Raw genomic sequence first — 27,000 nt, 5'->3', positions numbered from 1 at the left:
TTTGATTCAACAAGACCTTCTTACCCGTCAATTATATGCACAGGATGCATCCCTGTATGAGGAACTGCCCCAGGGAGTAGCCTTTCCCAAAAACATCAGCGAAATACAATCGCTCGTTAAAAAAGCCAATCGAGAAAATTTAACGATTACTGCACGCAGCGCAGGCACAAGCTTAGCCGGACAAACCACAGGCGGGGGAGTCATCATGGATGTGTCTCGCCACATGAACCGTATTCTCAGTATTGATTCGGAAAGAAGGGTAGCTCATGTTCAACCGGGAGTCATTAGAGATACTTTGAATCGTGAGGCCGGTAAATTTCAGCTCCTTTTTGGCCCTGATACAGCTACTACCAACCGCTGTATGATTGGAGGAATGATTGGAAATAATTCTTCGGGTTCTTTTTCTATCAAATACAAAACCACGCGCGAGCATACCCTGGAAGTTGAAGCCATTTTAAGTGATGGTTCCAAAGCAATATTTAAGCCACTTACTACCGAAGAACTCGAGAGCAAAAAGAGTCTGGATAATCTCGAAGGACATATTTACCGTACCATGCTGAAGTTGCTTGAACGAAATCGAGCGCTTATTGAAAAGAGCTATCCGCATCCGGATATCATTCGCAGAAATACCGGCTATGCACTTGATAAAATGCTGGAAATGCAGCCCTTTAATCCCGATGGCAGAAAGTTTAATATGTGTGAATTACTTTGTGGTAGTGAAGGCACATTGGCCATGACGGCCTCCGCAAAAGTAAACCTGGTTGCAAAAGATGAACATCAGCTGATAGTAGTTCCCCAGTTCAAAACACTCGAAGAGACGATGAGGGCTGCTGTAGAAATCGTGGAATTTGATCCTGCGGCTGTTGAGCTGGTTGATCATATCATTTTGGATGCCACAAAAGGAAATATTGAACAGCGAAGAAATAGATTTTTCATAGAAGGTGAGCCCGGTTTTATCCTGATCACACAGTTTGAAGGAAACGAGAAAGATGTCCTTCAAGAAAAAGCAGCAAAACTGACCGCCCGTTTAAAAGAAAAGAATTTGGGATATGCTTTTCCCGTGATTAAAGAGTCAGATAAAATGAAACGGGTTTGGGATCTTCGAAAAGCCGGATTAGGTTTGCTAATGGGATTGGGAGAAGATGGCCGCTCGCCTTCCTTTTGTGAAGACACAGCCGTGAGAGTTCAGGACCTTCCCGAGTATGTGAAAGAATTTCGAGCTATCCTGGAAAAACATGATACCAATTGTGTGTTTTATGCGCATGCTTCAGTAGGCGAACTCCATCTTCGTCCACAAATTGATATCAGCACTGAAGCCGGTTTAGCCAAGATGAAAACAATGGCTGAGGAAATAGCTGACCTGGTGAAGAAATATAACGGGTCCCTTTCCGGGGAACATGGTGACGGAAGGGTGCGGGCTCCCTATATCCCAAAAATTTTAGGGGAAGAGATGATTCCCGTCTTGCAGCTGGTTAAAGAAATCTGGGATCCCGAATATATTTTTAATCCAGGAAAAATCGTAAAACCAAAGCCGGTAGATGCTGATCTTCGATTCTCTCCTTCTTATAAAAAACCGGAACCGGAGACTGTTTTCTCATGGAGAAAAGAAGGAGATTTCGGCAGTGCCATGGAGCTCTGCAACGGAGCCGGTGTCTGTAGAAAATTGGCAGAAAGTGGTGGGACGATGTGTCCTTCGTACATGGCAACCAAAGATGAAAAAGACTCAACCCGGGGACGAGCAAATGTATTCCGGCAGGTATTTGCAGGGGATGATCCCAAAGCATATGAATCTGAAGAGTTGAAAGAGGCATTGGATCTATGTTTGAGCTGTAAGGCGTGTAAAAGTGAATGTCCTGCCAATGTCGATATGGGCAAGATGAAGGCGGAGTTTATGTCCGGCTGGCACAAGAAGAAGGGCTCCAAGTTAAAAGAGCGGTTTTTTGCGGAGGCGGGAAAAGTATTTCCACTGGCTTCTCTGACTCCGAACTTGGCAAATAAAGTAGCTGCATCTAAACCGGGAAAATGGTTGTTTGAGAATGTATTTGGGATTGATGCTCGTCGGGATTTACCGGAGTTTGCGCCAGAGACATTTAGAAATCTATTCAGGATGCATAAACAAAATGGAGCTCTATCATCTGCTGATAAAGTGTTGTTGTTTCCGGATCTGTTTACGAATTACAACGAGCCGGAAATAGGGATGGATGCGGTGAAAGTGTTGGAGAAGATGGGGTATGAAGTCATGATCTCAAAAAGCATGGAAACCGGACGCCCACAATTATCGAAAGGGTTTTTGGAGGAAGCGAAAGTGATTACAAAGAAAGTGATTGCTGAACTTAAGGAAACAGTGGAGGCCGGTATTCCGGTTGTTGGCTTAGAACCGTCGGAAATTTTAACTATGAGAGATGAATTTCTTGAACTTTGTGATGAAGATGAGCTGGAGCTTGCCCAAAAGGTTGCCTCCTTATCCTTCACGTTTGAAGAATTTATTGCTAAAAATAAAGATCGGCTTAAGGCCAAGAGCTCAAATCAGAAAGTCTTGCTGCACGGACATTGTCATGCAAAAGCATTAATTGGGAATGAGCCGACGGTGGAAGCCCTTGAAGCTGCCGGATATAAAGTAGAAGTGCTGGAAACGGGCTGTTGTGGAATGGCCGGTAGCTTTGGGTATGAGAAAGACCATTATGAAGTCTCGCAGGATATTGGAGAACTCGTGCTGTTCCCGGCGCTTAGAAAAAATAAAGAGACATTGGTATGTGCTCCGGGATTTTCATGCCGGCACCAGATTAAAGATGGGGTGGATCATAAGAGTTATCATCCTGCTGAATTAATATTTCAACTTATGAAGTAGTGTAAAATTTTTAATGAAACCTGAATAGCTAACATTACCATTCAGTTTGTACTTAAATAGATATGAAAAAAACAATATGGTTCATCGCTCTTATCTCAATATTCCCATGCCTCTGCAATGATGCTAAAGCCCAAGGTAATTTACCGAAATTAGAAAACATTCTATTTGACAATACCTTTTTCTACGCAACAGTAGATGGAGAAAGTAAAGTTGTCAAAATTGATTCTTTGGGATCTATTGTTGCAGAGTTTGAGGCACAAGGAAGAGGGCCGGGAGAATTTTCATCATCATTCATTTCTATAACTTTATCTGATGACATCCTCTACGTTTTGGATAAAAGAGGGTATAAGATTGTTGAAATCAACAAGGATGATTTTTCCTTTAAAACGGAGACGGTATTAGAAGGAAACCCTATGAATCTATTTGGATATAACAATAAGCTTTTGGGATTAAGAATCAAGCCAAAAACAATATCACCAGATGGAGAGAAAAGTTTATTTGATGTATACTATACGGGTGAAGACGTATTTGGTAAAGAAAATGATGAGAGGGGATTATTTTTCCAAATCGAAGAAGAAATAAGGCTGAACCCTTTTTATGATAAAAAAATAGCTAAACGGGCAAATCAAGCTTCAGTGATTTATTACCCAAATAAAAACAACTTTTATGTTTTTTATCGTGACTCCCTTTATTCAATTGAAATACCTGGTATTGAAACTAAATCATTGGGAAAGAAGATTGAGAATGAAATGCCCAATGAAATAGTAGATAATGTGTTAAAATATAAGTTTACGCCTGCTTATAAATTGGTACAATCAATTGTTAAAGGGAACCAACCAAACACGTTTTTAATTCAGATCAAGTCATATAAAAAAGGGAGTGCACTATTAGAATACAATTATGAGCATCAAGAGTTCGAACAGATAGGGAATTTTAGTTTGGGGGAGGTGATAGGAGTGAATAAGGGGTCTATCTTCTATTATTCAAATAATGAAATTTTAAAAGCCCCAATTAATTCAATAGGGAAATGTTCTGATTATAGCTTAGATGTCTATCTCTCATCGATAGAGGATATTTGTGAGTCTTGTGAAAGCGGAATGATGGATTTCTATGAACAAGCGAAGCAAAAACTGATTCCTGTCAATATTTATGTAAAAGAAGATAGCTGGTTCTTTAAGGCTGATGAGGGTGATTACAAGGAAGTATCAGATTTTTTGATAGATCATAAAATGTGGGGCAGAATTCAAATTATTGATGATTGTGACAATTGTTTTGATTCACAGGTTCATTTGAGACTTAAAAAAAGCAGGAAAGTACAACAAAGCATCTCATTACCTTCTGATACTCAAAATGTTGAAGCATTCAATTTTTGCAATTAATGCGTAAGTTTTTTTAAACAAAAAAGATAACCATCCCGGCATATGTTATAGCCGCAAGTGTTCCGGCTAAAATAGCTAAAGGAAACTGAGTTTGTACGTGATCCATTAAGTCACAACCGGTAGCCAGCGAGGAAAGTATGGTGGTATCGGAAATGGGGGAGCACTGATCACCAAATACAGATCCTCCAATTACAGCTGAGAAGCAAAGAGTAAGGAAAAACGGATCCGGTACCACAGCCCAGGCCAATGGAATTGCTACAGGAAATACCACCGCATAAGTTCCCCAGGAAGTTCCCGTTGAAAAGGCAATTAGCATGCAAAGCACCATTAATAGACCCGGCAGCAAGAATGGGGGAATCACGTCTCCAACTAAGTCAACTACATAAGGTGCTGTTCCAACTGCATCAGCAACTTCTTTGAGGGTAACGGCCAGGGCCAAAATTATGGCCCCAATGGTTACGCCTTTACATCCATCAATAAATCCGTCGATGGCTACCTGTAGTTTCATTCCTTTGGCAAGCGCAATTCCAAAGCCAACCAACACAGCCAGGATGAAAGCTTCGGCAATCAGCAGGATAGCATTTTCACCCATGTCCATAAAAAACCGGGTAACTATATAAGGGATGATGGCGACTCCCAACAACGTGCCAATAGGCCCAAAAAAGTCAATTAAACCCGGATTATAATCTTTGGGAATTTCCCTTTTGGTGAGTTCATCTGCAGCCATGGGGGTCGCACCTTCCCGATCAAGTCCCTGACCGGCACGTGCTCTTTTAATCGCTAATCTCATTTTTTTACCAGGCACAAAAGGAAATTTATCCCATGCAAAAAGTAACGTGAGCAGAATCGCGAAAATGGCATAAAAATTATAAGGCAAAGCCGTAAAGAAAAAGGCAATACTTTCCTGGGTGGTTTCAAAAAGGGGAAGGGTGCCAATAATCAATCCGCCTACATAAAAAGGCCAAACATTGAAAGGAATAAGTGTAGCTGCGGGCGATGCCGTGGAATCTACCATGTAAGCCAGTTCTTCATGAGACACTTTGTGTTTGTCGGCAATGGGACGAACGGTAGCTCCGGTAAGCACGGTACTGATGGTTCCTCCCTGGTGAAAGATGAGTCCCATCATCCAGGTGAAGAATTTGGCAGTTTGAGGGCCCCGAACCATTTTCTCACTGGCCCAAATTGCAAACTTTTCAGCTCCTCCGGTTCGGGTCCAGATTCCTATCAAACCACCTAAAGCCCAGAGGTACACAATGATTATCAAAGCAAAACTTTCGGTTCCCACGGAGGGGATCAAAAAATCCTGTACGATATTAATCTTTCCGGAAATAACACCTCCCAAAGCCACCCCGATAAAAAGAGAGCTGACAACTTCACGCGTATAAAAAGCCAAAACAATAGCTACAAGTGGCGGCATAATGGACCAAATGCCATAGTGACCGTCTTGCTCAGGAAAAACTTCATTAACTCCCGCATAAACTCCGGCAATAACTAAAGCGAGTACAACTCCCACTCCAATTCGCCGGCGGGTTTTGGGGTCTTTCCATTTTTGTGTAGTACCTGCAAAGTCGTTACTCATAATGTAATCAATTGGTTAAGGCTTGGCGGTTGGATGGTAGCAATTGAACGCTTTAATGACAAGTTACTGGTGGGAATATAAACTGCGAGATGGTAAAAGCAATAAATCTGAGCTTAGTTAACATTTTTTGTATATTTAAAAGTCTTTGTTACAAAGACAAGATCTTTGAAAATTGAACTATAACGCCAAAAATGAAAGAGGTGTAACCATTGTCTTTTGAAGAATTTGGCCTGAGTCCTGACTTAATAAGTGGACTGGCCGACGTACGAATTGAAAAACCAACACCTCTCCAAAATGAAGTTATCCCATCGGCACTGCAAGGCAAATATATGCTTGTACAACATGAAGCCGATGATGATGGAGTATTTTTGATCCCTGCATTGCAGAAGTTGATAAGTAACGGAGAGGTTTCTGGCACACGAGTTTTAATATTAACACCATCTATTGAGCGAGTTAAGGAAATAGACGAAACGGTTTGGGCTATGGGCTACCATGCACAAATCAGCAGTGCTGCGCTTTCAATGAAAGGAATTCGCACTGAGCAAGAACAAGCGATAAAAGATGGCGCACCGGTTGTGGTAGCTAATCCCGGCCGGCTAATTGAAATACTGGATAATCATGAGCTAACGCTTTCTAACGTGGATCTCGTTATTGTAGACGAGGCTCACGGCATGGAGAACTATAACTTGGTGAGCCGGGTTAAGGACATCATGCAGAATGTGGAAAGTGATCCACAAGTGCTCATTTTTTCTAAATCAAATAACAAAGCCACGCAGCAATTATCGGAGATGTTATTAAAAGATCCGGTTGTTGTTGGTTTTGATGATACTGCTATAGCTGACAATTCTTCTGAAAGTGAGCAAAGCTCAACGGAAGAAAGTAAGGATGAGCAAGAGGAATTTGTGCTCGATCAGGAGGAAGTAGAACGTAAGCTTGCTGAAGCAAGTGTGGACGTGGTGCTGAATCCTGAAGAAAAAGAGGAAGAACCACAACAGCAGAGTCATTCTTCTAACGGTAGCCCCGAAGAAGAACCAACGGTTCCGGAAGATCTTACCCAGGCATATATTTATGTTCCGCCCCGGGCTAAAATTTCAACCTTACTTGCTCACCTGGAAGATACACTGACTGATAAGATCGTAGTGTTTGCTGCTTCTAAACGCACTACAGATCGATTATTCCGCATTATTCGCAAAAAAGGATGGGGTGTGGTAAGCATCAACAAAGGGTTGAAGCAGGAATATTACGATGAGCGCTTCGGGAAATTTGTTTCCGGCGATATGAAAATTTTGTTGGTAGGCGGATTGTCTGCGACTGAAGTAGAGCTGGATGAAGTGAAGCAGGTCATTAATTATGATGTTCCTAATGAAGTAGAAGAGTATAAATACCGTGCTGAATTGATTGGGAGGGGGAAAGCCGCTCGTATGGTTTCATTGGTGTCTAAAATGGATAAAGATGATATTGATGAGATTGTTAAGAAAGTTGGATATGCTCCTACCGAAATTCCTCTTCCCGAAGAAGTGAAAGAGAAGAAAAGCCGCGGTAAAAAATCAGATAAAAAATCTGACAAAGAGAAGAGCAAGCAGGATAGAAAACGACGTAAGCCTAAAAAAGAGAAGAAATCGAATGGATTGCCAAGACCTACTTATGACGGATTAACCGGCGGTAAGAAAGGTAAGAAAGATGGTAAGCGTCCCTCTCCAAGCAGTTCCGATGGGGCTTTTGGGTGGATCAAAAAATTGTTTAACAACTAATTTTGGTTTAATCTGCCAAACAATTCTTGAATCTATAAAGGCATCTCACTTTTGAGATGCCTTTTTTGTTGAACAACCATTTCAATTATCAACGTTCGTCTTTTGAACTTCCTGATCAGCATTTTTTAGTTTTTTATAAGGTGATGAGAATACTTTGTTCAGATTGAGTTGAACGCCGGTGAACTTAAGGTAGCCCACACTCATGATGATTATGAGTAGAATCCCAAGAATGCCAATGACGCCGGCTTCAGGGCCAAAGGCGCCTCCGGTCCACCAGTCGGGCCCGCCCTGCTGTACTTGGATGATTGAACTTCGAATTTCCATCCCGCTTACCCGAAACCCAAAGACTCCTCCCTGGAAGAAATTCCATGAGAAATGAAGTCCTATTGATAAGGCCAATCTGCCTGTGACTACAAAGGGAATGGCGAGCATAACTCCGGCCAGAATAATGTTTGAAACTGCTGTTAAAGTCGCATTGGGATTGCCGGCATGCAAAATTCCAAAAAAAGAAGAACTGATTAAAATGGCAAACACAGTGGCTTTCCGCGCACTAAAGTTATCGAAGGTAAATCCTTCAGTAATATTTGGGATCAAATATCCGCGTGCCATCACTTCTTCGTAAAAACCAACCGACATCATTTGTACTAAAAATATCAGAAGGGGGATAAGCCAGCTTCTCTCTGTATTACGCTCCCATCCAAAACCCGTTATTTCAAGTCCCCCGGTGCCCCAAACTCCCAAAAAAATCAATCCCATGACAAATGCTGCAATTGCAATTCCGGCAATACATTCTTTTGCCCAGGTTGAGTTTAGCTGAAGCCCCGAAAATTGCCAGGGGCGTTTATCCGTGAACCGTATCATCAGGTAGAAAACACCGAAACTTAAAACCGATTGTAAAAGGTAGCTGATTGGTTCAATTGGGATTAGGAGGGGTAAACCTGAAGCAAGAAAGAATAGAATGATAAACAAAAGAACCCTGAACAAGGCTCGCATTCTGTTTTCTTCAGCATTATAAAATAGGTTTTGCATAGAATATTTTTTTTTGATGAGAAGGTAAAAAATCTGCTGTATAAGTTTATTATACAAATAGCTTTCATATAAAAGGAACAATAATAACCTTACATCTCGTTAATACAAGAAAGGAAATAACGGAACGGAGTTACTATGGAAAGATATGTTTTAGAGGCCGATAAATATATAATCGAAGATGCTTTTGGGGTCAGTTCGGATTCGGAGGCCATGTATCAACCAAACTATAATGTGATGCCCGGTCACACGATGCCCATTATTTTACAGGAAGGAGATAATCGAAATTTGGTTAAGTCAATTTGGGGGCTGAAACCGAAAAGTCAAGATGAGGAGTTAGTTGAGATCCCCCAAGAGGATGTTTTGGAGGACGATTTATTGGCAGGATTCGTTAAATCCGGTCCATGTATTATTCCGGCTTCAGGATTTTATAAATGGAAAGAAACGGTGAAAGATCCGTTGCCTTTTTACTTACGTGTACTTACAAACGAAGTGGCAGGATTTGCCGGGATCTATACTGAATATGAAGATGATGAGGGTAAGCCGATTCACGCTTTTGCAGTTTTAACTATGAAAGCCAATGCGTTAGTAGAACCGTTAGATGACCGAATGCCTGTCATTTTACAAGAAAAAGAATATGATGTCTGGCTAAATGGAGACGGTGAGAAGCTGTTGAAGAAAGGATTTTCAGGGGATATGCTGCTCCCTGAAATGTCGGTATTTAGAGTTCCAGAGTTGGTGAATGATCCGTCAAACAATTCAAAAGAACTCATTCAACCTATTCCAAAACTAAGAAACTATGATGGGGCGGAAGAGGATGAGTGAATTAAAAATTCAAAATTTAAAATGGTCTGAATTTAATTTTTAATTCCCTGAGGGAGTGGTGCCGGGCTTTCCTTCGGCAGGATTATCGTAGTAGCGAATGGTTGGGTAGGCGAAGTCAATATCGTCGTGCTCTGCAAAACGTTCGAGAATGTTTTCCCAGAGGTTTTGAGAGATACTCCGCCGGGTTCTGGGATTTGAGAGGTAGCGTATGGTTAGGTTAATTCCACTGTCTTTTACATTGGTGTAAACAATCGGGGTAAGATATCGATACTGAATTAAGTAAGACTTTTCTGCTTTTTTAACCTCTTCCCTCGCTTGTTCTACAAATTCTTTGCACACCTTATCTGCTATATTCTGAAGGATCGTTTTAGCCTTTTTCCAGTCACTTTCAAAAGTGACTAAAACACCCATTTCATTCCAAACAAATTCAAAATCGCTGGTGTAATTGCCGATATCATCGGTAAAAATTTTATGGTTTGGGATGTGTATAACCCGTCCCGTACTTTGATCAGCATCGACCCAGTTCCCGATTTCAAGTAAAGTAAATTTAAAAACCCGGATGTCAATAACATCTCCCTTCACATTTCCCACCTGAATGCGGTCTCCAATATCAAATGGTTTTCTCCATATCAGGAATAACCAACCGGCTAAATCTGTAACCGGGTCCTTTAGTGCAATGGCAATACCGGCTGACAACAATCCAAGGAACGTACCCAATTGCCCAAGCGCCGCAAACCAAACTTGTACCAATACCATCACCGCAATCAGGAAAGTGATGTAGGTAATATTTTTCTTCCACTTATAGACTGCTTTCTTGTTCTCAACATTCTTCTGCAATATGCGGACAGCAAAAATTCGTACGATCCACAGTAAAAATAAAATGATGAGCGTCTCTGTAATTTGTACAGCTATAGTTGGAGAATCAGCTATAAACTGCTCAATACGGTTGATAAGTTCTTCCATCTTACTATTTATTTTTTTGATGGTCAGGTGCTTGGGATAGTATACAAAATTGGGTATCTTTTTGCCCTTTGAAAAGATAAGAATCTAATTACATGCTTTATAATATAATTGTTGGAGTTATTGCTGTCATTTGCTTCCTGCTAATCGTGGTTGTTTTACTGCAACCGGGACAAGGACAGGGAATTTCCGGAATGGGTGGAGCCGGTGCCATCGGTGGTGGCGGTGGACTTGGAGCCCGAAGGACAGCTGATTTACTCTCAAAATCAACCTCAATACTTGCCGCTTTATTTTTATCATTGTGCGTATTGGCGAACTTTGCTATTGAAAGAGAAGGTGCAAGTCGAAGTATTCTGCAGGAAGGAGCACCCGGTTTAGAAACACCGATTGAGAATCCTTCTGAATCGCAGCCTGCTATTCCTCAAACTCAAGGTCAGCAAGATCAAGGTGGTTCTGAAGAAGATTCAGACAGCGACAACTAAGTTTATATAAGAACTTCAAAGTAAGATTGTAAGCTCAGCATCAACCGGTGCTGAGCTTTTTTTGTTGATCACTATTTAGTTATCCCTCAAAGAGCGGAGAGCTTAAATACCGGTCACCACGGTCACAAGTGATACAGACGATGGTCCCCTTCTCTAAATTATCCGCAACCTTAAGTGCTGCTGCTAAAGCTCCGCCACTGCTCATTCCGGCAAATATGCCTTCTTCTTTGGCCATGCGTCGTGCCATTTCGGTGGCCTCATCTTGACTCACATCAACAGTTTGATCTACCCGCTCAGCCTCAAAAATCTTTGGAAGAAACTCCGGTGACCATCTTCGAATTCCCGGAATTGAAGAACCTTCAGTGGGTTGTGTACCAACAATTTGAATATCTGGATTTTTGCTTTTCAAATATCGCGATACCCCCATAATGGTACCGGTAGTTCCCATAGCGGAGACAAAATGTGTGATCTTTCCTTCAGTATCCCGCCAAATTTCTGGTCCGGTAGTTTTTTCGTGCATTTTGTAATTATCAGGGTTGGCGAATTGATTGAGTTGAAAGTATCCGTGTTCCTCTGCCATTTCTTCGGCGAGCTCTCGTGAGTACTCAATGGTTTTATCGGCGGGAGTTAAAATAACTTCAGCTCCATAGGCCTTCATAGATTTGATGCGCTCTTCGTTAGCACTTTCCGGCATAAGCAGTTTGATGTTGAGGCCTTTCATTGCCGCAATCATTGCCAGAGCAATGCCGGTGTTTCCGCTGGTTGCCTCAACCAAGGTATCGCCGGGCTTTATGTTTCCACGCTCCAGGGCACCATTTATCATGCCCAAGGCTGCCCTATCTTTTACGCTGCCACCGGGATTTTGCCCCTCCAGTTTACAGTAGATGGTTACATTTTTATTGGTTGGTATATTCTGTAATTCAATAAGCGGTGTATTGCCGATAAGTTCTTCGATTTTCATGGTTTTTTTATTTTGCCTCGCAATCTCCAAAACAGTATTAGTAAAACGTAGGACGGACAGCTTGTCCGTTTAGCTGCCAGTCGGGCAATCTGCCCGACCTACGGGAGTTATTTTCTGAGATTTGTGGCTTATAAATTGAAATTCTATTTATAGGTGATGGTATCCGTCTCACCTTCGGAGTTCGTCATTTTGGCTTGGTAGTAAATTTTAGAATTTGGTGGGACACTCTTAGTCAGCCAAACATTTCCACCGATAATACTTCCGTTGCCCACTACTGTATCTCCACCTAAAATAGTAGCTCCGGCATATATCACTACATTATCCTCAATCGTTGGATGGCGCTTTTTGCGAGCATCTTCCTTTTTAACGCTTAATCCTCCCAAGGTAACACCCTGGTATATTTTGACATTTGAGCCAATCTTGGTGGTCTCACCGATTACAACTCCGGTACCATGGTCAATACAAAAATGATCCCCAATTTCAGCTCCGGGATGGATGTCAATTCCGGTTTGCCGGTGGGCGTATTCTGAGATGATACGAGGGATTAAATTCACCCCAAGTTTCAATAACTCATGTGCAATTCGATGAGCTGCCATTGCAAAAAAGCCGGGATACGTGCGAATAATTTCGCCTTTACTTTTTGCGGCTGGGTCACCGGCGTAGATGGCTTCAACATCCTGCAGTAGGGCTTTTCTAATAGCAGGAAGTTGTTCAAAAAAAGCATCTTCAAGTCCAATCCGGCTGCTTTGCACACATTCTTCGTTTTGGTCGAGGATATGCCTGAGTTCGGCTTTGCAATTTTCAAGCATTTCCCGGATTCCGGACTCTTCAGATTCTCTTTCACTGGAGAATTCAGGAAAGAGCATACTAACCAAATCCTCAAAAAAGGTAATAACCATTTCCGGCGGAGGACACTTTGAAACCTCCCGGTGTGCTTTGGCCAATTCACCGATAAATAATTTCAGGTTTTTCAATAGACTAAATTTTGAATTTCATTTCCTTATCTAACATCTATGGTAGGTATATCAGTTCATAAAATCGACCTCTAAATATCACTTAATACGTGTTAGGTAAAGAATTTCAATCAGTTGAAAAAAATTGAAAAAGAATTAGAAACAATAGTGGGGGGACCCTCGTAAAGGCTGTCAAAATCAATTCACTTTCATTAAAAATATTATGGCAAAGCAAAAGAGAAAAAAACTGATTTGGATAGTAACCTTACTCATCGTGGTATTAGGCGGAGGTGGGTTTTACTACAGTTACAGTAATAATTCGGAAGAAGGAACAGGCCAAGAGCAGCCACATGTAACTGCAGAAATAGGAACAATAGTTGAGAAGGCGTTGGCAGTGGGCACCATTGAGCCTGAAAATGAAATTGCAGTTAAATCAAAACTCTCCGGTGTGGTAAGTAAGCTATATGCTGAAGCCGGTGATTATGTGAAAAAAGGAGATCCGCTGATTGAAGTAAGTCCTGATCCTACACCCCTTGAGCTGGCAGAAGCCAAAAGAAGCCTTGAGCGAATAGAGATCGAGGAAAAAAATATCAAGAAAGAGCTGAACCGAATGGATCAGCTGATGAAGCAAAACTTAGTGGCAGAGCAGGAATACGATCAGCTTAAAGAACGTCACAGTGATGTATTAGTGCGAAAGCAAATAGCCCAAGAGCGTTTGCAATTGCTCGAATCAGGGCGAATTATGATGGGGGATGTTTTAATTGAATCGGTAATACGAGCTCCCATAGATGGATATATTTTAGAAGAATTAGTAGATGTTGGAGAGCCTGTGGTTCCTTTGACATCTTACCAGGCAGGGACTCCTTTGATGACTATCGCTGCCATGGAAAACCTGCTTTTCAAAGGTACGGTAGATGAAATTGACATTGGAAAAGTTGAATTGGGGATGCCGGTAGATATTAAAATCGGTGCCTTGCCTTCCGACACTATTCGGGGTGAAGTAGCTCATATATCACTAAAAGCACAAGAGCAGGATAATGCCACTGTATTTCCTGTAGAGATTAAAATTACTGACACAAAAGGTGCTGTACTTAGAGCCGGTTACTCAGCCAATGCAGATATCATCATTGAGAAAATGGAAAACACCATCACTATTCCGGAGCGGGTAGTAGAAATGAGAGACGGTAAGGCATTCGTAGATGTACCGGGAACTGAGCCCGGCAGCCGCAAAGAAATGGAAATTAAGATTGGGATGAGTGATGCAATTACCGTGGCCGTTTTAGAAGGACTTCGTGAGGGCGATAAAGTGCTGGAACGATCTGTTAAGACACTTACTGTAAGATAACAGAAGCTATTAGAAAGGACTGAAGATGTCAGTATCGGCTTTATTTAAAGAACTATTTCAAAACCTGAACCAGCAACGGCTGCGAAGTTTCCTTACTATTTTTGGAATTATGTGGGGAACCGCTACCCTGATTTTACTGCTGGCTTTTGGGATGGGATTCCGGGATCAAACGGTTCTTAATATGAGAGGTATGGGAGATCAGTTGGCCATTATGTTCGGAGGCCAAACAACCAAACCCTTTGAAGGCTACGGAATCGGGCGCCCCATTAGATACCGAGAAGCTGATGCCCAGGTACTGGAAGATCAAATCCCGGCTATTGATGTAGCAACCCCTGAATACATGAGAAGCCTTGTTGTTAAGAACGGTGAAAAGCGCCGAAATTCATCAATTGGTGGCGTATATCCAGTATATCAAGAACTAAGAAATACCTTTGAACAAAAGGGAGGAAGATGGCTCAACCAGCGCGACCTCGACGAACGAAGACGGGTAATTTTCTTGGGAAATAACCTGGCTGCAAATCTATTTGGAGAAGAAGATCCGGTGGGAAAAAGAGTAATGGTTTCAAATACGCCTTTCGTTGTAATCGGAGTGATGCAGGAAAAGGTTCAGAATTCATCCTATAACCAACGGGATGAAGACCGGGCCTTTATACCTGCCACTACTTTCTCTGCCATGATGGGTAAGGATATCGTCAATAATATTCTGTACGTCCCCAAGAACCCTGATATTGCTCCCTCAATTCAGGATGAAGTGTATAAAGTGATGGGAAAAAAACATCGCTTTGATCCGGCTGATAAAGATGCCATTGGTATTTGGGATACCAACGAGTTTTGGTCTTTTATCAATATTATGTTTTTAGGTATCAATGGGTTTTTAGGCTTGATAGGCTTCTTTACTCTGGCTGTGGGAGGCATTGGAGTGGCAAACATTATGTTTGTAGTGGTTCAGGAGCGCATGAAAGAAATTGGAATCCGAAGGGCTGCCGGTGCACGCCGACATCATATTATGATTCAGTTTTTCCTGGAAACGTTTATGATTGTAGGAATAGGCGCTGCCGCCGGGTATTTAATTGGCTGGGGTTTAGTTCTGTCTATGCAAAACATTCCCATTAAAGAATTTGTAGGCACTCCGTATTTCTCTCCCGAAGTTGGGCTCATTGCCTTTGCTGTACTTGGTATCGTAGGATTGGCTTCAGGATTTCTGCCGGCCTGGCGTGCTTCTCGACTGGATGTAGTTGAGTGTTTAAGAAAATAACAGAAATTATCTAATTAGAACGTATGTGGCGCACATTATTCACTGAATTTTTCAACGATTTACGCAAGCAAAAGCTGCGTTCATTTCTAACGTTGACTGCCATCGCATGGGGCACATTGTCAGTAGTACTACTGTTAGCATTTGGGCGAGGACTTGGCACCAGCATGATGAAGGGAATGCTTGGAGCGGGGAACCAGGTGATTATGGTATATGGTGGCCAGACAAGTATGAATTATGAAGGGCTTGGAGTAGGTCGCAGAATTTCTTTCACGGAAGAAGATGTGGAATTACTTCAAAAAGCGGTGCCCAGCATTCAGTACTCCAGTCCACAATATGGTCGGTGGGGAGCACAGCTTAAAACGGACGACGTGACGACCAATACCTACATGGAAGGAGTAAACCCCGATTTTGAGATTATGCGTACCATGTATCCCGCAGCAGGTGGACGTTTTATAAACGAGCGGGATGTGGACGAAATGCGGAGGGTGTTATTTTTGGGAGATGAAATAGCCGTGCAACTGTTTGGGCAGGAAAACCCAATAGGCCAACAAGTGATGTTGGACAACACACCATTTACTGTGGTTGGGGTGATGAAGCCCAAAATGCAAACATCTATGAATAACGGTCCGGACGCCAACCGGGCCATCATTCCCTACACTACATTTCGGAATATGTATGGAAATAGAAATATCGGTTCTATGCTCATTCGGCCGGAAGACCCTTCCCTTCAGGAGGATATTAAAGCCGGTATAACAAACATCATGTCTTCAAAATACAATTTTGACCCTGCCGATGAACAAGCCATGCCTATGTGGGACTTCATAGAGCAGGAAGAAATGAACCGAAAAGTTTCTCTCGGTTTGGAAATATTTTTATTCACCGTAGGCTTTTTCACGCTGATGATTGCAGGTGTAGGAGTAGCCAATATTATGTTTGTTGTAGTGAAAGAACGTACTCGTGAAATTGGGCTGAAAATTGCTGTGGGAGCCAGAAGAATTCACATAATCACACAATTTATTTTTGAATCACTGTTCATTTCATTTTTGGGGGGAGGATTGGGAATACTGATTTCCTCAGGTATAGTTTATGGAGTACAGGCGATGAACTTGCAAGGTGGGGCAGCTGACTTTTTAGGGAACCCGGAAATATCACAAGTGGCTGTTGCCGTAACTGTGGGTGTATTGGGCTTGATTGGATTGATAGCAGGAATATTCCCGGCCATAAAAGCAGCTAAAGTAGATCCGGTAGAATCGCTTAGGTATGAATAACTCCTGAGAAAATGGATGGTACTTAGAAATTAAAATCCATTTCAATGAGCCACCGCCCATTTTCCTGCAGGTTCCAAACGATGACATATAACCCACCCGGGCCTCTTCTTTCAGTCCCCGTAAAATACCGGCCTACCTCAAGAACTTATTCCTCCGAAACCTGCCAAAGCTGCTCTGATTCCAGGTCAACTTGGTAATTCGGGTTTTCCATGTACACATATCGATCTATGATTTCCTGATGTCCATCAGACTTTTGGCCGTTGGAAATATAGCTGGCGTCTTCCAAATAGGTCGCCGTAATGTGTGCTTCCGGGTTATGCTGATTGGCCAGTTCCACCCATTTTTCACGTTCCTCATTAAGCTTGTCAAGCACACCGGAACGTACTTTCATTGAAGGGAGCTGCTGTGATAGGATGACATCCATTTCCTTTTTCCATTCACCTTCAACATCACGCCAGGGAGAAATTACCAAAAGTGAATCGGTATCAGTGCGTAAGGTGCCCGCAGTCAGGAAGCGAAAACGGTCATGCCTGAAAGATTGGATGTGTTTGTAAGAAGTCAGCCCGGCTATGGGTTTTGAGGTCAGCATCTGTATCACACTTTCAGCATCAGATGTATTGATTTTAGAAAAGATGAGTTGGTTTTCATTCCAATAATAATTGGCCTTAGGTGCTCCTTCCTTTAAAGATTGAACCCAATCTTGTTGTAGCGAATCTAAGTTTGGTTGGGCTTGTAACTGTACCAGAAAAGGAAGAAAGATCAGAGGGAGTACGTAAATAAATTTCATAAGCAGAGTAATTCGTCTGGTTGACAGTGATTCGCATAGAATATATAAAACCCGAGGAATATTACAGTAATTACTGAAAAGTGGACTATAAAAAAATTGAAATTATATGGGAACCAAACTCAAAAGACGTAGTACAAACTAATAATTAAGGTCAGGGCCTGCATGTTAGCGCATGTGGGCTTTTTTATTTGGTTGGGTTTTTGTGTTGAACGGATATACTTCACTTCCCAATACAAAACCGGGAGAATATGCTATCCAATACATCCTCATTCGTAATCTCCCCGGTAATAGTTCCCAACTCATTTAATGCGGCACGGAGATCAATAGACAAAAAATCGCCGGTCATATTTTGGCCCAGGGCACGGAGGGCAGACCGGACATGCTCTTGGGTTTTTTGAAGGGCATCACGGTGGCGGGTTGAAGTGACGAGCAGGCTGGAGGCATCATAATGCTTATTCTCCAACGCACGATCTTTGAGGAGCTTTTTTAATTCTTTGATCTTTTCACCTTCCAGTGCAGAAATTTTCAGGTCAAACTCCGTTCTCCATTCCTGATCCAGTTCAATATCCGCTTTGGTGCCAATCAAAATAAACGGCGTGTCTTTGGCTCGTGATTGAAAATCCGCAATTTCCTTACGCTCTTCTTCTATAAAAGGCTGGGACAGATCTTTTAGATAAATAACCAAGTCAGCTTGTTCAAAAGCTTTTTGAGATCGTTTTACGCCTTCCGCTTCCACAATATCTTCCGTCTCTCGAAGTCCGGCTGTATCTATTAGTTTAAAAAGCAAACCATCATAGCTCCAGTCGGCATCAATAGTATCGCGGGTGGTTCCGGCAATTTCTGTTACTATGGCACGATCGCTTCCAACCAAGGTATTCAATAAGGTTGATTTCCCTGCGTTTGGCCGGCCGATAAGTACCGTTTTTACCCCATCCTTAACCAAACGGCCCGTTTCATAGGTTTCCAACAACTCAGTGATCTCCGAATCCAGGTTTTCCAACAATTTCTGAAGCTGTTCCTTGTTGGCGAACTCCACATCCTCTTCAATGAAATCGAGTTCCAATTCTACCATGGCTGTTGCATCAATGATCTGTTGCCGAAAGTCTTTGATGTGTTCTCCCAAGCGACCTTCCAATTGTTGATGGGCCGCATCTACGGCTTTCGAGCTTTTGGCGTGAATGAGGTCAGCTACGGCTTCGGCTTGATCCAAATCCAGTTTGCCATTCAAGAAAGCACGTTGCGTAAATTCTCCGGGCTCGGCTGATTTCACCCCAAGAGCCAATATAGTTTCCAGTACTGATTGAGTAACTAACACTCCGCCATGGCATGAAATCTCCACTGTTTCCTCCCCGGTATAAGATCTGGGAGAATGAAAAAGAGTAACCAAAACTTCATCCACCGGAAAGCCGTCTTTGTTTACTATCTTCCCAAAGTGAACGGTGTGCGATGATTCTTTGGTTAAGTCTTTGCCGGTAAATGAGTTATTAACGATTGAAATAGACTCTTTTCCGGAAACACGGATTACAGCAATACCACCTTCCCCAACGGGAGTAGCAATTGCAGCAATGGGTGACTTCTGAGTAATTTCTGTCATGCAACAAAGATAACCAGATTGCTCTGAAATACGTAGTTGTAAATCCAGCTAAAATGCCCGTACGGAATAATTAAAACATATCATTATAAATCATATATCCTATGAAAAGACTACTATCTGTTGCCACACTATTACTATTTGGAATAAACTTAATACACGCCCAATCTTTTTCACCTGATCGGCCGGGGATAGGAAATGGCTCTTATATAACACCCAAAAGTATGCTGGGAGTGGAATTAGGAGCTCAATACTCCACAAATGATTTCAGTGATCAAATAGATATTGGTCAGCTTGTTTTGCGATATGGGTTGGCTGAAAAGTTGGAACTTCGCGCTCTTCTGAATTCGTATACATCGGTAACTTTTGATGGTCAGGCCGGTTCTAATTCCGGATTTCAGGATATGTCTATTGGTGCTAAGTACAACTTGATTTAAGAAAATGATAAACCACGATTATCCGCCTTGGCAGAACTGAGTTTACCGGTAGGATCAGATGCGTTTACTAATGATGATGCCATCCCGAGTGTGGGCTTGCTTGCAGATCATAGCTTGAATGAGACTTGGGGCATTTCATCGAATTTGGGATATAGTTTTGAATCCGGGAATAATCTGGATAGTTGGTTATTTACACTTACCCCGGGATTTTCATTTCCCAACAGCGAAAACCTTGGCGGGTACTTCGGATATGCAGGAATGTACTACGGAAGTGGCTTTAATGAACACTGGATTGAAGGTGGTTTAGCATATAATCTTGATAGTGGAGCACAATTAGATTTTAATTTAGGGTATGATACCGAGGGCGAAGTCTTCTTTATAGGGGCCGGATTTGCTAAAGGGTTTTAGAAGTTAAAATTCATGAGTAACAATATTGAAGGGACGATTTTTATCTCGTCCCTTTTTTTATAGGTCTAAAAAGTGTATTTAAGGGCTGTTATGAAGTTTATAAAGAATAATCATCATAGTAGTTGACAGTAATCTCAATAGTAATAATTCTAAATCTGCAACAGACAAAAAGCAGCTATGGAACAGTTTATTTTAGCATTAGATCAGGGCACCACGAGTTCACGAGCTATGCTCTTCAATAAAAAAGGGGGGATTGTTTCGGTAGCTCAAAAAGAATTTAGGCAGATCTATCCTGAGCCGGGTTGGGTTGAACATGATGCGCAGGAAATATGGTCGTCGCAGGCCGGGGTTGCGGCTGAAGCGGTAGCATCTGCAGGTATTAACGGGAAGGCGTTGGCGGGAATCGGTATCACCAATCAGCGGGAAACAACCGTGGTGTGGGATCGAAAATCCGGGAAGCCAATTTATAATGCTATTGTGTGGCAAGACCGGCGCACTTCAGATTATTGTGATCAGTTGAAAGAAGAAGGTCATGCCGAAACCATCAAACAGAAAACAGGCTTGATGGTTGACTCTTATTTTTCGGGAACAAAAATAAAATGGATTCTTGATAATGTAGAAGGTGCCCGAGAAAAAGCCGAAAAGGGTGAACTTGCTTTTGGAACCATAGACACATGGATCATTTGGAATTTCACACAAGGGGAGCTGCATATTACCGATGTCACCAACGCCTCTCGAACCATGCTTTTTAACATTAACAAGATGGAGTGGGATGAAGAGTTGTTGGAACTGATGGATATTCCCAAAAGCATGCTCCCGGAAGTAAAGCAATCAAGTGAAAAATACGGACGGACTAAAACCACATTATTTGCAAGTAAGGTGCCTATAGCGGGAATTGCCGGAGATCAGCAGGCAGCTTTATTTGGGCAGATGTGTACCGAGCCTGGAATGGTCAAAAATACCTATGGAACCGGATGCTTCATGTTAATGAATGTTGGGGATGAGCCGGTTAAATCAGAAAACAATTTATTGACAACCGTTGCCTGGAAAGTGAATGGTGAAACTAAATATGCTTTAGAAGGATCAGTTTTTATCGGTGGAGCCGTGGTGCAATGGCTGCGAGATGAAATGAGTATTATCCAGGAATCAAAAGACATTGAATACTTTGCCAATAAAGTAGAAGACTCTGATGGAGTGTATTTGGTGCCGGCTTTTGCAGGTCTTGGTGCCCCACATTGGAGGCAGCATGCTCGTGGTATTATGGTTGGAATTACGCGGGGAACAAATCGGGCTCATTTAGCACGAGCCGCCCAAGATTCAATCGCCTACCAAGTGATGGATTTACTCAATGCAATGAAAGCCGATGCGGGTATTGAAGTAAAAGAATTACGGGTTGATGGCGGTGCAACCGTAAATAATACACTTATGCAGTTTCAAAGTGATTTGCTTGGAGAAGTGCCGGTTATTCGTCCTGTTGTAACCGAAACCACCGCTTTGGGTGCGGCCTATCTTGCAGGGTTGGCCGTAGGGTATTGGGATGATATTGAAGAGCTTAAAAAGCTTTGGAAAACCGACAAAATTTTTGAGCAAAACATGGAGCCGCAAAAAGTTCAAAAACTAACCAAAGGATGGCAGAGAGCCGTTAATGCAGCCATCACCTGGGCGGATGATCGCTGATAAATAACACATCACTTAAAAATTCAATTTTATGAGTCCTTTATTAGCTGAGTTTATTGGAACGGCAATACTTCTCTTGTTCGGCTGTGGTGTGGTAGCAAACGTTATTCTAAATAAAACCAAAGGCAATGGCAGCGGTTGGATTGTCATTACCTGGGGATGGGGCATGGGGGTTTTTATTGCCGTTTATACGATGGGGCAATTCAGTGGAGCTCATATCAACCCCGCGGTCACGTTAGGTTTGGCAACAGCCGGATTATTTGAATGGGTAATGGTGGTTCCTTATATCCTGGCACAAATTTTGGGAGGCTTTTTTGGTGGGTTTTTGACTTGGCTTACTTATAAAGATCACTTTGAGGCCACCGATGACGGTCCGACTAAATTGGCGGTATTTTCAACTGCCCCTGAAATTCGAAATTATACTTCAAATTTTGTCACGGAAACCATTGGTACTTTTATTCTTATTTTTGGCGTGCTCTATTTGAACGAACCGGGTTTTATTGATATTGATGGAGAGCTTTTATCTTCTGTAATTATTGACGGGAAAGAAGTTGGTCTGGGATTAGGATCATTGGCTGCGCTGCCGGTAGCCTTGCTTGTTTTTGGAATTGGATTGGCTTTAGGTGGGCCTACCGGTTATGCTATTAACCCGGCTCGGGATTTGGATCCGAGGATAGCCCATGCCGTTCTCCCATTTTCAAATAAAGGAAGCAGTGATTGGGCCTATTCCTGGGTGCCTATAGTCGGTCCATCTACCGGGGCCGTTTTAGCCGGATTAACGTATTTATTGCTTTGAGATAAACGTTGGGCGGATTGTTAATCCGCCCATGTTGAAAAAAGCTTGGTTGCTCGAATTCGGCACCCCTCTTTGTTTCTACCCTATAAATAGGGGAGAAGACGCTTTAGTAGATTTGGGAAATCGGGAATCCATCTTTCCGCACAGTGTGAATAGGACAAAATTGAATTATTTGATGAGAGCGGGGTGATGGATGGGTATTGGTGTTGATATATTTTGTTGGGCAGTAAATAATTAATTGTGTTCAAGGGTTTTCCCTTTCTTTTGTGCTGACAAAAGAAACAAAAGCGCCCGGCTACGAAAAAAGCGCTAAAGCTGCCTCCACTCCGCTAAAAGAAATCAATGCTCCATCGCGGGGCATGCATGAAATCGAAGCGTCATGCGGTTTGATTTCTTTCTTAACGCTCCATTCCGTCATCTTCTATACGCTCTTTTTTCTAAGGCCGAAGGTAAGATTCTATGTCAAACAGTGGTATAAAGCTTTGAAAAAAGAAAGGCTGGAATCCATCTTTCCGCTCGGTGTGAATAGGACTAAATAAATTGATTTGATGAGAGCGGGGTGAAGGATGTATTTGGGGCTTGTTTTATATCTTTTTCTGAGACCATCCGTCTGATCCGGGACATCAGCATTCTAATTGTCTGTTTTATTCGGACGAATATGGGAGGTGTGAAGGAGTAATATTCACATAAAATTTGTTCTATTCGTTGTCTTATGCTTTATTGTTTTTGGAATGTTAATTAGGTAACAGACTATATATAGATTAAAGCAAAAAGATGACCCTTCATGAAAGATAAAACGGAAGAGACTTTACAAGAGAAGGTTGATCAAAGGGATTCTACCGTACAAACTAAGTACGGAACGTTTGCCGGCGTTTTTGTGCCAACACTATTGACTATTTTGGGAGTTATTCTATTTGTTCGGCACGGCTGGGTAGTTGGTAATGCCGGGCTCCTTGGCGGTATGGGAATTGTTACGCTCGCCTTTGTTATCGTGACTTTTACTGCACTTTCAATGTCCTGTATCACAACGAATATCCGTATTAAAGCAGGAGGGGCATATTCAATTATTTCACAATCGCTGGGACTGGAGGTGGGCGGAAGTGTTGGCATTCCGCTGTACCTTGCACAGACTTTTGCTATCACCATGTACATTTTTGGTTTCAGGGAAGGTTGGCTGTATATCTTTCCGGAGCACTCTGCCCTTTTGGTTGACGCATCTGTGTTCGCGATTTTATTTATAGTTGCTTTTTTAAGTGCGAGTCTCGCGTTTAGGATTCAATACTTGATTTTAGCGGTAATAATTGGAGCTCTGCTCTCGGTGGCCGGAAGTGCGTTTACCGATGTAATGCAGTACGATGTACAATGGATAGGTGAATTTCCCGGCGCTCCTGAAAATGATTTTGAGGGGGTGAGTTTCTGGGTTGTATTTGCTGTATTTTTTCCAGCTGCCACGGGGATCATGGCAGGGGCAAATATGTCGGGAGAACTGAAAAATCCTAAAAAAAGTATCCCCGTAGGAACTATTTCTGCTATACTGATCAGTTTTGTAATCTATATGCTGGCAGCTTATTGGTTATCGAGAGTGGCTACACCGGAGGAGCTTGTTTCCAACTACAATATCATGATTGACAAAGCGCTATGGCCACCGGCCGTGCTTGGTGGTTTGTTAGGGGCTACATTTTCATCGGCCTTGGCTTCCATTGTAGGGGCACCACGAATATTACAGGCGCTCGGAGACCATAGAATTTTTCCCGGAGGCGAATTATTTTCAAAATTATCAACCAATGGCGAGCCCCGTAACGCTATTTTACTTACCGGTGGTATCGTAATATTTACACTTTTACTCCGAGACCTAAATACCATTGCTCCATTAATAACCATGTTTTTCCTCATCACCTATATGATGATCAACCTGGTGGTGCTTATAGTACAAAGGATGGATATGGTCAGCTTCAGGCCCACTTTTGCGATCCCCAAGTATGTACCATTTATAGGAACGGTCGGGTGTTTGTTTACGATGTTTATTATCAACGCCACCTTTGGGTTGATCTCCATTGTGTTTGTGGTGGCTGCTTATCTCTATCTAACAAATCGAAAACTAAAAGTGCCTTACGGGGATATGAGAAGTGGCCTATTTGTATCGGTGGCAGAGTGGGCGGCCAAGCGTGTTTCCCAGCTTCCAAAAGAAAATGAGCGGGCATGGAAAGCCAATTTATTAGTGCCGGTTCGAAACACCAGGGAACTTAGGGGTAGTTTTAGTCTGATTAGAAACCTTGTTTACCCTAAAGGTTCTATTAAACTGATTGGGATTACAGACCGCTCTCAATTGGAAAACATGAGAGATGATTTGTTTGAAATGGCTTCCGCTTTCAGCCGTGAAAATGTGTATACTCGCTGGTCGATGATAGAGTCAGACAACTTTAAAAATGCCCTTATCAGTTCACTTCAAACTTTGCAGGGAACATTTTTCACCCCAAATATTTTATTTTTGAGACTGCTCCATGACAGTCGTTATGATGAAGAAATGAAGTCAATGATCAAGGCAGCACAAATCAATAACATGGGAGTTCAGTTATATGTGGAAGATAATGTTGCACAGCTTGGCCGTAGTGCTTCCATCAATGTGTGGTTGCGGGAAAAAAGTCCGCACTGGGATGTGAGCATGGATCTGGGAAATGTGGATCTGGCTTTGTTATCGGCATACAAATTGAAGAAAAATTGGGATGCCAAAATGAGGGTTATTGTTGTGGTAAATGAAGATGAAGTTGAAGATGCGTATAAATACCTGGAAACCCTGCTTGACCTGGCCCGCCTTAAAGATGTAGAAGCACATGTAGAAATTGGGGCTTTTGAGGAAACATTAAAAACTGCTCCCCAAGCCGACGTCGATTTCTTTGGCCTACCCGAAGAACCCGATCTTGACCGATTGCGCTCCTATGTAGAGTTGACATCCTCGGCTTGTGTGTTTGTATCCGATTCAGGTAACGAAAATATTTTAGCATAATTCATTGATGATAAAAGTAAGCTGGCAAAACAAAATAGTCTTATTTATAGCAGCAGTAGTTGCTATAATATTGACATATGCTGAAATATTTCGTTGGTCAATGCTGTATTTTGAAGGACAGCAAGTTACGTTAGCCCAATCCATTCAAGTAGTGGTAGAATCTTTGACTACAAGCGGGTATGGAGGCTTTGCTCCCTGGCAAAGTGATTTCATGAATTACTTCATTTTATGGATGAATTTTACGGGACTCGCTTTGCTTTTTATAGCTTTTCCGGTCTTTTTTATTCCCGCACTTAAAGATGTGATGGGAAAGGTTGTTCCCAGAAATATTACCAAAACCAATCATGTTATTATTTGCGATTACTCCTCATACACTGAAGCTCTTATTCGTGAGTTAGATTCAAGAAATAAGGATTATGTGATCATCGAAGATGAAGAGGAAAAGGCAAAAGAATTGATGGAAACCGGGTTTAAAGTGATGCTTGGAGATCCCGAACAAAAAGAAGTTTTAGAAGCAGCTCGTATTAAAGAGGCGACAGCAGTTGTCATTCATACAGATATCTATAAAAACATAAGTACCATTTTTACGGTCAAAAATATTGACACTGAGGCGAAGGTGATTGCCATTTTAAGGGACGAAAATATGCAGGTATATTACGATCTTGCAGGAGCTGACATGTCCATTGCACCCCGGCAGTTGGTAGGACAGAGCTTGGCAGCTCAGGTTCCGGCAGTTTCTATAAACGACAGTGTGGAAATTGACAACAATATTGAGATTGTAGAGATCGATATTGAGGAAGGAAGTGAGTTGTGTAATCAGATTATAGGCAGAACAAATCTGTTACAGGAATATAACATAAATATCATCGGGGCATGGGTGAAAGGAGATTTTCAAAGTCCTGTACATGTAGATTTGGAGTTAAGCTCAGACACCCGTCTTTTGGTAGCCGGTATTTCGGAAGATCTCGAGAATTTGACCAAAAAAGCAGAAGCGAAGACAAGAGACTTCATCCGAAACAAGGTATTAATTTTGGGATACGGGCAGTCTGGGAAAGCAGTGGCTGAAGTGCTTAGAGATACGAGTGTTTCAGTGAAAGTTGTGGATATCGAAGATAAAGAAGGGGTTGATATAGTAGGAGATGTGAGGGATCCGGAGACGCTTAATGAAATCGGGATAGAAGAAGCTTCGGCTATCATTATCACTATCCGGGATGACACAGCTGCCCTGTTTGCTACGCTGATGTCACGAAATATGAATAACAGAGCTAACATAATTGTAAGAGCCAATGATGTGGATGATGTTCAAAAGCTGTACCAGGCCGGGGCAGATTATGTGCAATCTTTGGCTACGGTAAGCGGGCGTATGCTGGCCTCCTGTATCTTTGAGGATGAAACTTCCATTGCAGCCAGCAAGCAAATTAATCTTATTCAGCTTCCTGTTGGTTCGTTAGCCGGATCAACATTAGCCCGAAGTGATGTAAGAGCTGAAACAGGTTGTACTGTTTTAGTTGTTGTTCGTGATGGTGAAAAAATACTAAACGTAGATCCGGAGGAATTTGAGTTTAAGAAAGGGGATGAAGTGATCTTGGCGGGTACCGATAAGAGTACCTAAGAATTTGAAAAGCGATATTTGAATTAGTCAGAGATCAGCTTTAAATATACGTTGTG

General features: G+C 42.2%; 19 protein-coding genes and 1 pseudogene. 13 read left to right on the top strand and 7 right to left on the bottom strand.

The window, feature by feature from the left end; translation table 11 throughout:
- Window position 1: 1 nt before the first annotated feature.
- Window positions 2-2,848, top strand: coding sequence for an FAD-binding and (Fe-S)-binding domain-containing protein (locus RI561_RS04820; protein WP_395079092.1), 2,847 nt, complete (start codon window positions 2-4; stop codon window positions 2,846-2,848).
- Window positions 2,849-2,910: 62 nt separating this feature from the next.
- Window positions 2,911-4,227, top strand: coding sequence for a hypothetical protein (locus tag RI561_RS04815; RefSeq protein WP_395079091.1), 1,317 nt, complete (start codon window positions 2,911-2,913; stop codon window positions 4,225-4,227).
- Window positions 4,228-4,240: 13 nt separating this feature from the next.
- On the opposite strand, the gene RI561_RS04810 is transcribed toward RI561_RS04815, so the two are convergent.
- A complete protein-coding gene (locus RI561_RS04810; RefSeq protein ID WP_395079090.1) occupies window positions 4,241-5,806 on the bottom strand; it encodes a Na+/H+ antiporter NhaC family protein in 1,566 nt (521 codons plus the stop codon).
- Window positions 5,807-6,015: 209 nt separating this feature from the next.
- Between RI561_RS04810 and RI561_RS04805 the strand changes: the two genes are divergently transcribed.
- On the top strand, window positions 6,016-7,557 hold the full coding sequence (locus RI561_RS04805; protein ID WP_395079089.1) for a DEAD/DEAH box helicase: 1,542 nt from the start codon (window positions 6,016-6,018) through the stop codon (window positions 7,555-7,557).
- Window positions 7,558-7,638: 81 nt separating this feature from the next.
- On the opposite strand, the gene RI561_RS04800 is transcribed toward RI561_RS04805, so the two are convergent.
- Window positions 7,639-8,586, bottom strand: coding sequence for a CPBP family intramembrane glutamic endopeptidase (locus RI561_RS04800; protein ID WP_395079088.1), 948 nt, complete (start codon window positions 8,584-8,586; stop codon window positions 7,639-7,641).
- 135 nt (window positions 8,587-8,721) lie between these two features.
- Between RI561_RS04800 and RI561_RS04795 the strand changes: the two genes are divergently transcribed.
- A complete protein-coding gene (locus tag RI561_RS04795; protein WP_395079087.1) occupies window positions 8,722-9,408 on the top strand; it encodes an SOS response-associated peptidase in 687 nt (228 codons plus the stop codon).
- Between the two features lie 39 nt (window positions 9,409-9,447).
- On the opposite strand, the gene RI561_RS04790 is transcribed toward RI561_RS04795, so the two are convergent.
- Window positions 9,448-10,371 carry a mechanosensitive ion channel family protein gene (locus RI561_RS04790; RefSeq protein WP_395079086.1) on the bottom strand — a complete coding sequence of 308 codons (924 nt, stop codon included), beginning with the start codon at window positions 10,369-10,371 and terminating at the stop codon, window positions 9,448-9,450.
- A 92-nt stretch (window positions 10,372-10,463) separates the two neighbouring features.
- Here RI561_RS04790 and secG point away from each other — a divergent pair, with 92 nt between their 5' ends.
- Entirely contained in the window at window positions 10,464-10,850 is a 387-nt protein-coding gene (secG, locus tag RI561_RS04785) for a preprotein translocase subunit SecG (RefSeq protein WP_395079085.1), read from the top strand.
- Between the two features lie 79 nt (window positions 10,851-10,929).
- Here the strand turns inward: secG and cysM are convergent, their stop codons facing one another.
- Window positions 10,930-11,811, bottom strand: coding sequence for a cysteine synthase CysM (gene cysM / locus RI561_RS04780; protein WP_395079084.1), 882 nt, complete (start codon window positions 11,809-11,811; stop codon window positions 10,930-10,932).
- Window positions 11,812-11,954: 143 nt separating this feature from the next.
- The gene (gene epsC / locus RI561_RS04775; RefSeq protein ID WP_395079131.1) at window positions 11,955-12,776 is read right to left on the bottom strand and encodes a serine O-acetyltransferase EpsC; all 822 of its coding nucleotides are present in this window, start codon (window positions 12,774-12,776) and stop codon (window positions 11,955-11,957) included.
- A 211-nt stretch (window positions 12,777-12,987) separates the two neighbouring features.
- On the opposite strand from epsC, the gene RI561_RS04770 reads away from it, so the two are divergent.
- Genes RI561_RS04770 through RI561_RS04760 form a run of 3 tightly spaced genes read left to right on the top strand, consistent with a single transcriptional unit; the run spans window position 12,988 to window position 16,632 of the window.
- The gene (locus tag RI561_RS04770) at window positions 12,988-14,109 is read left to right on the top strand and encodes an efflux RND transporter periplasmic adaptor subunit (RefSeq protein WP_395079083.1); all 1,122 of its coding nucleotides are present in this window, start codon (window positions 12,988-12,990) and stop codon (window positions 14,107-14,109) included.
- Between the two features lie 25 nt (window positions 14,110-14,134).
- Window positions 14,135-15,364, top strand: a complete 1,230-nt coding sequence (locus RI561_RS04765; protein WP_395079082.1) for an ABC transporter permease — start codon at window positions 14,135-14,137, stop codon at window positions 15,362-15,364.
- Between the two features lie 23 nt (window positions 15,365-15,387).
- Window positions 15,388-16,632 carry an ABC transporter permease gene (locus RI561_RS04760; RefSeq protein ID WP_395079081.1) on the top strand — a complete coding sequence of 415 codons (1,245 nt, stop codon included), beginning with the start codon at window positions 15,388-15,390 and terminating at the stop codon, window positions 16,630-16,632.
- A gap of 145 nt (window positions 16,633-16,777) precedes the next feature.
- On the opposite strand, the gene RI561_RS04755 is transcribed toward RI561_RS04760, so the two are convergent.
- Complete coding sequence (locus RI561_RS04755; protein ID WP_395079080.1) at window positions 16,778-17,419, bottom strand: hypothetical protein; 642 nt, start codon at window positions 17,417-17,419, stop codon at window positions 16,778-16,780.
- 220 nt (window positions 17,420-17,639) lie between these two features.
- Complete coding sequence (mnmE, locus tag RI561_RS04750; protein ID WP_395079079.1) at window positions 17,640-19,013, bottom strand: tRNA uridine-5-carboxymethylaminomethyl(34) synthesis GTPase MnmE; 1,374 nt, start codon at window positions 19,011-19,013, stop codon at window positions 17,640-17,642.
- Window positions 19,014-19,114: 101 nt separating this feature from the next.
- Between mnmE and RI561_RS04745 the strand changes: the two are divergent.
- From RI561_RS04745 to RI561_RS04725, 5 genes and pseudogenes are all read left to right on the top strand, one after another.
- Window positions 19,115-19,855: pseudogene (locus RI561_RS04745) on the top strand (transporter).
- Window positions 19,856-20,032: 177 nt separating this feature from the next.
- Window positions 20,033-21,532 (top strand): glycerol kinase GlpK, encoded by a 1,500-nt coding sequence (glpK, locus tag RI561_RS04740; RefSeq protein ID WP_395079078.1) that lies wholly within the window; start codon window positions 20,033-20,035, stop codon window positions 21,530-21,532.
- Between the two features lie 31 nt (window positions 21,533-21,563).
- Complete coding sequence (locus RI561_RS04735; RefSeq protein WP_395079077.1) at window positions 21,564-22,328, top strand: MIP/aquaporin family protein; 765 nt, start codon at window positions 21,564-21,566, stop codon at window positions 22,326-22,328.
- Window positions 22,329-23,112: 784 nt separating this feature from the next.
- A complete protein-coding gene (locus RI561_RS04730; RefSeq protein ID WP_395079076.1) occupies window positions 23,113-25,332 on the top strand; it encodes an amino acid permease in 2,220 nt (739 codons plus the stop codon).
- Between the two features lie 100 nt (window positions 25,333-25,432).
- Entirely contained in the window at window positions 25,433-26,944 is a 1,512-nt protein-coding gene (locus tag RI561_RS04725; protein ID WP_395079075.1) for a potassium channel family protein, read from the top strand.
- Window positions 26,945-27,000: the final 56 nt, after the last annotated feature.

This window comes from Gracilimonas sp. (assembly GCF_031581265.1).
Classification (GTDB): domain Bacteria; phylum Bacteroidota; class Rhodothermia; order Balneolales; family Balneolaceae; genus Gracilimonas.
The sequence above is the reverse complement of the archived record's forward strand: the minus strand, read 5'-3'. Positions and strand labels throughout refer to the sequence as shown.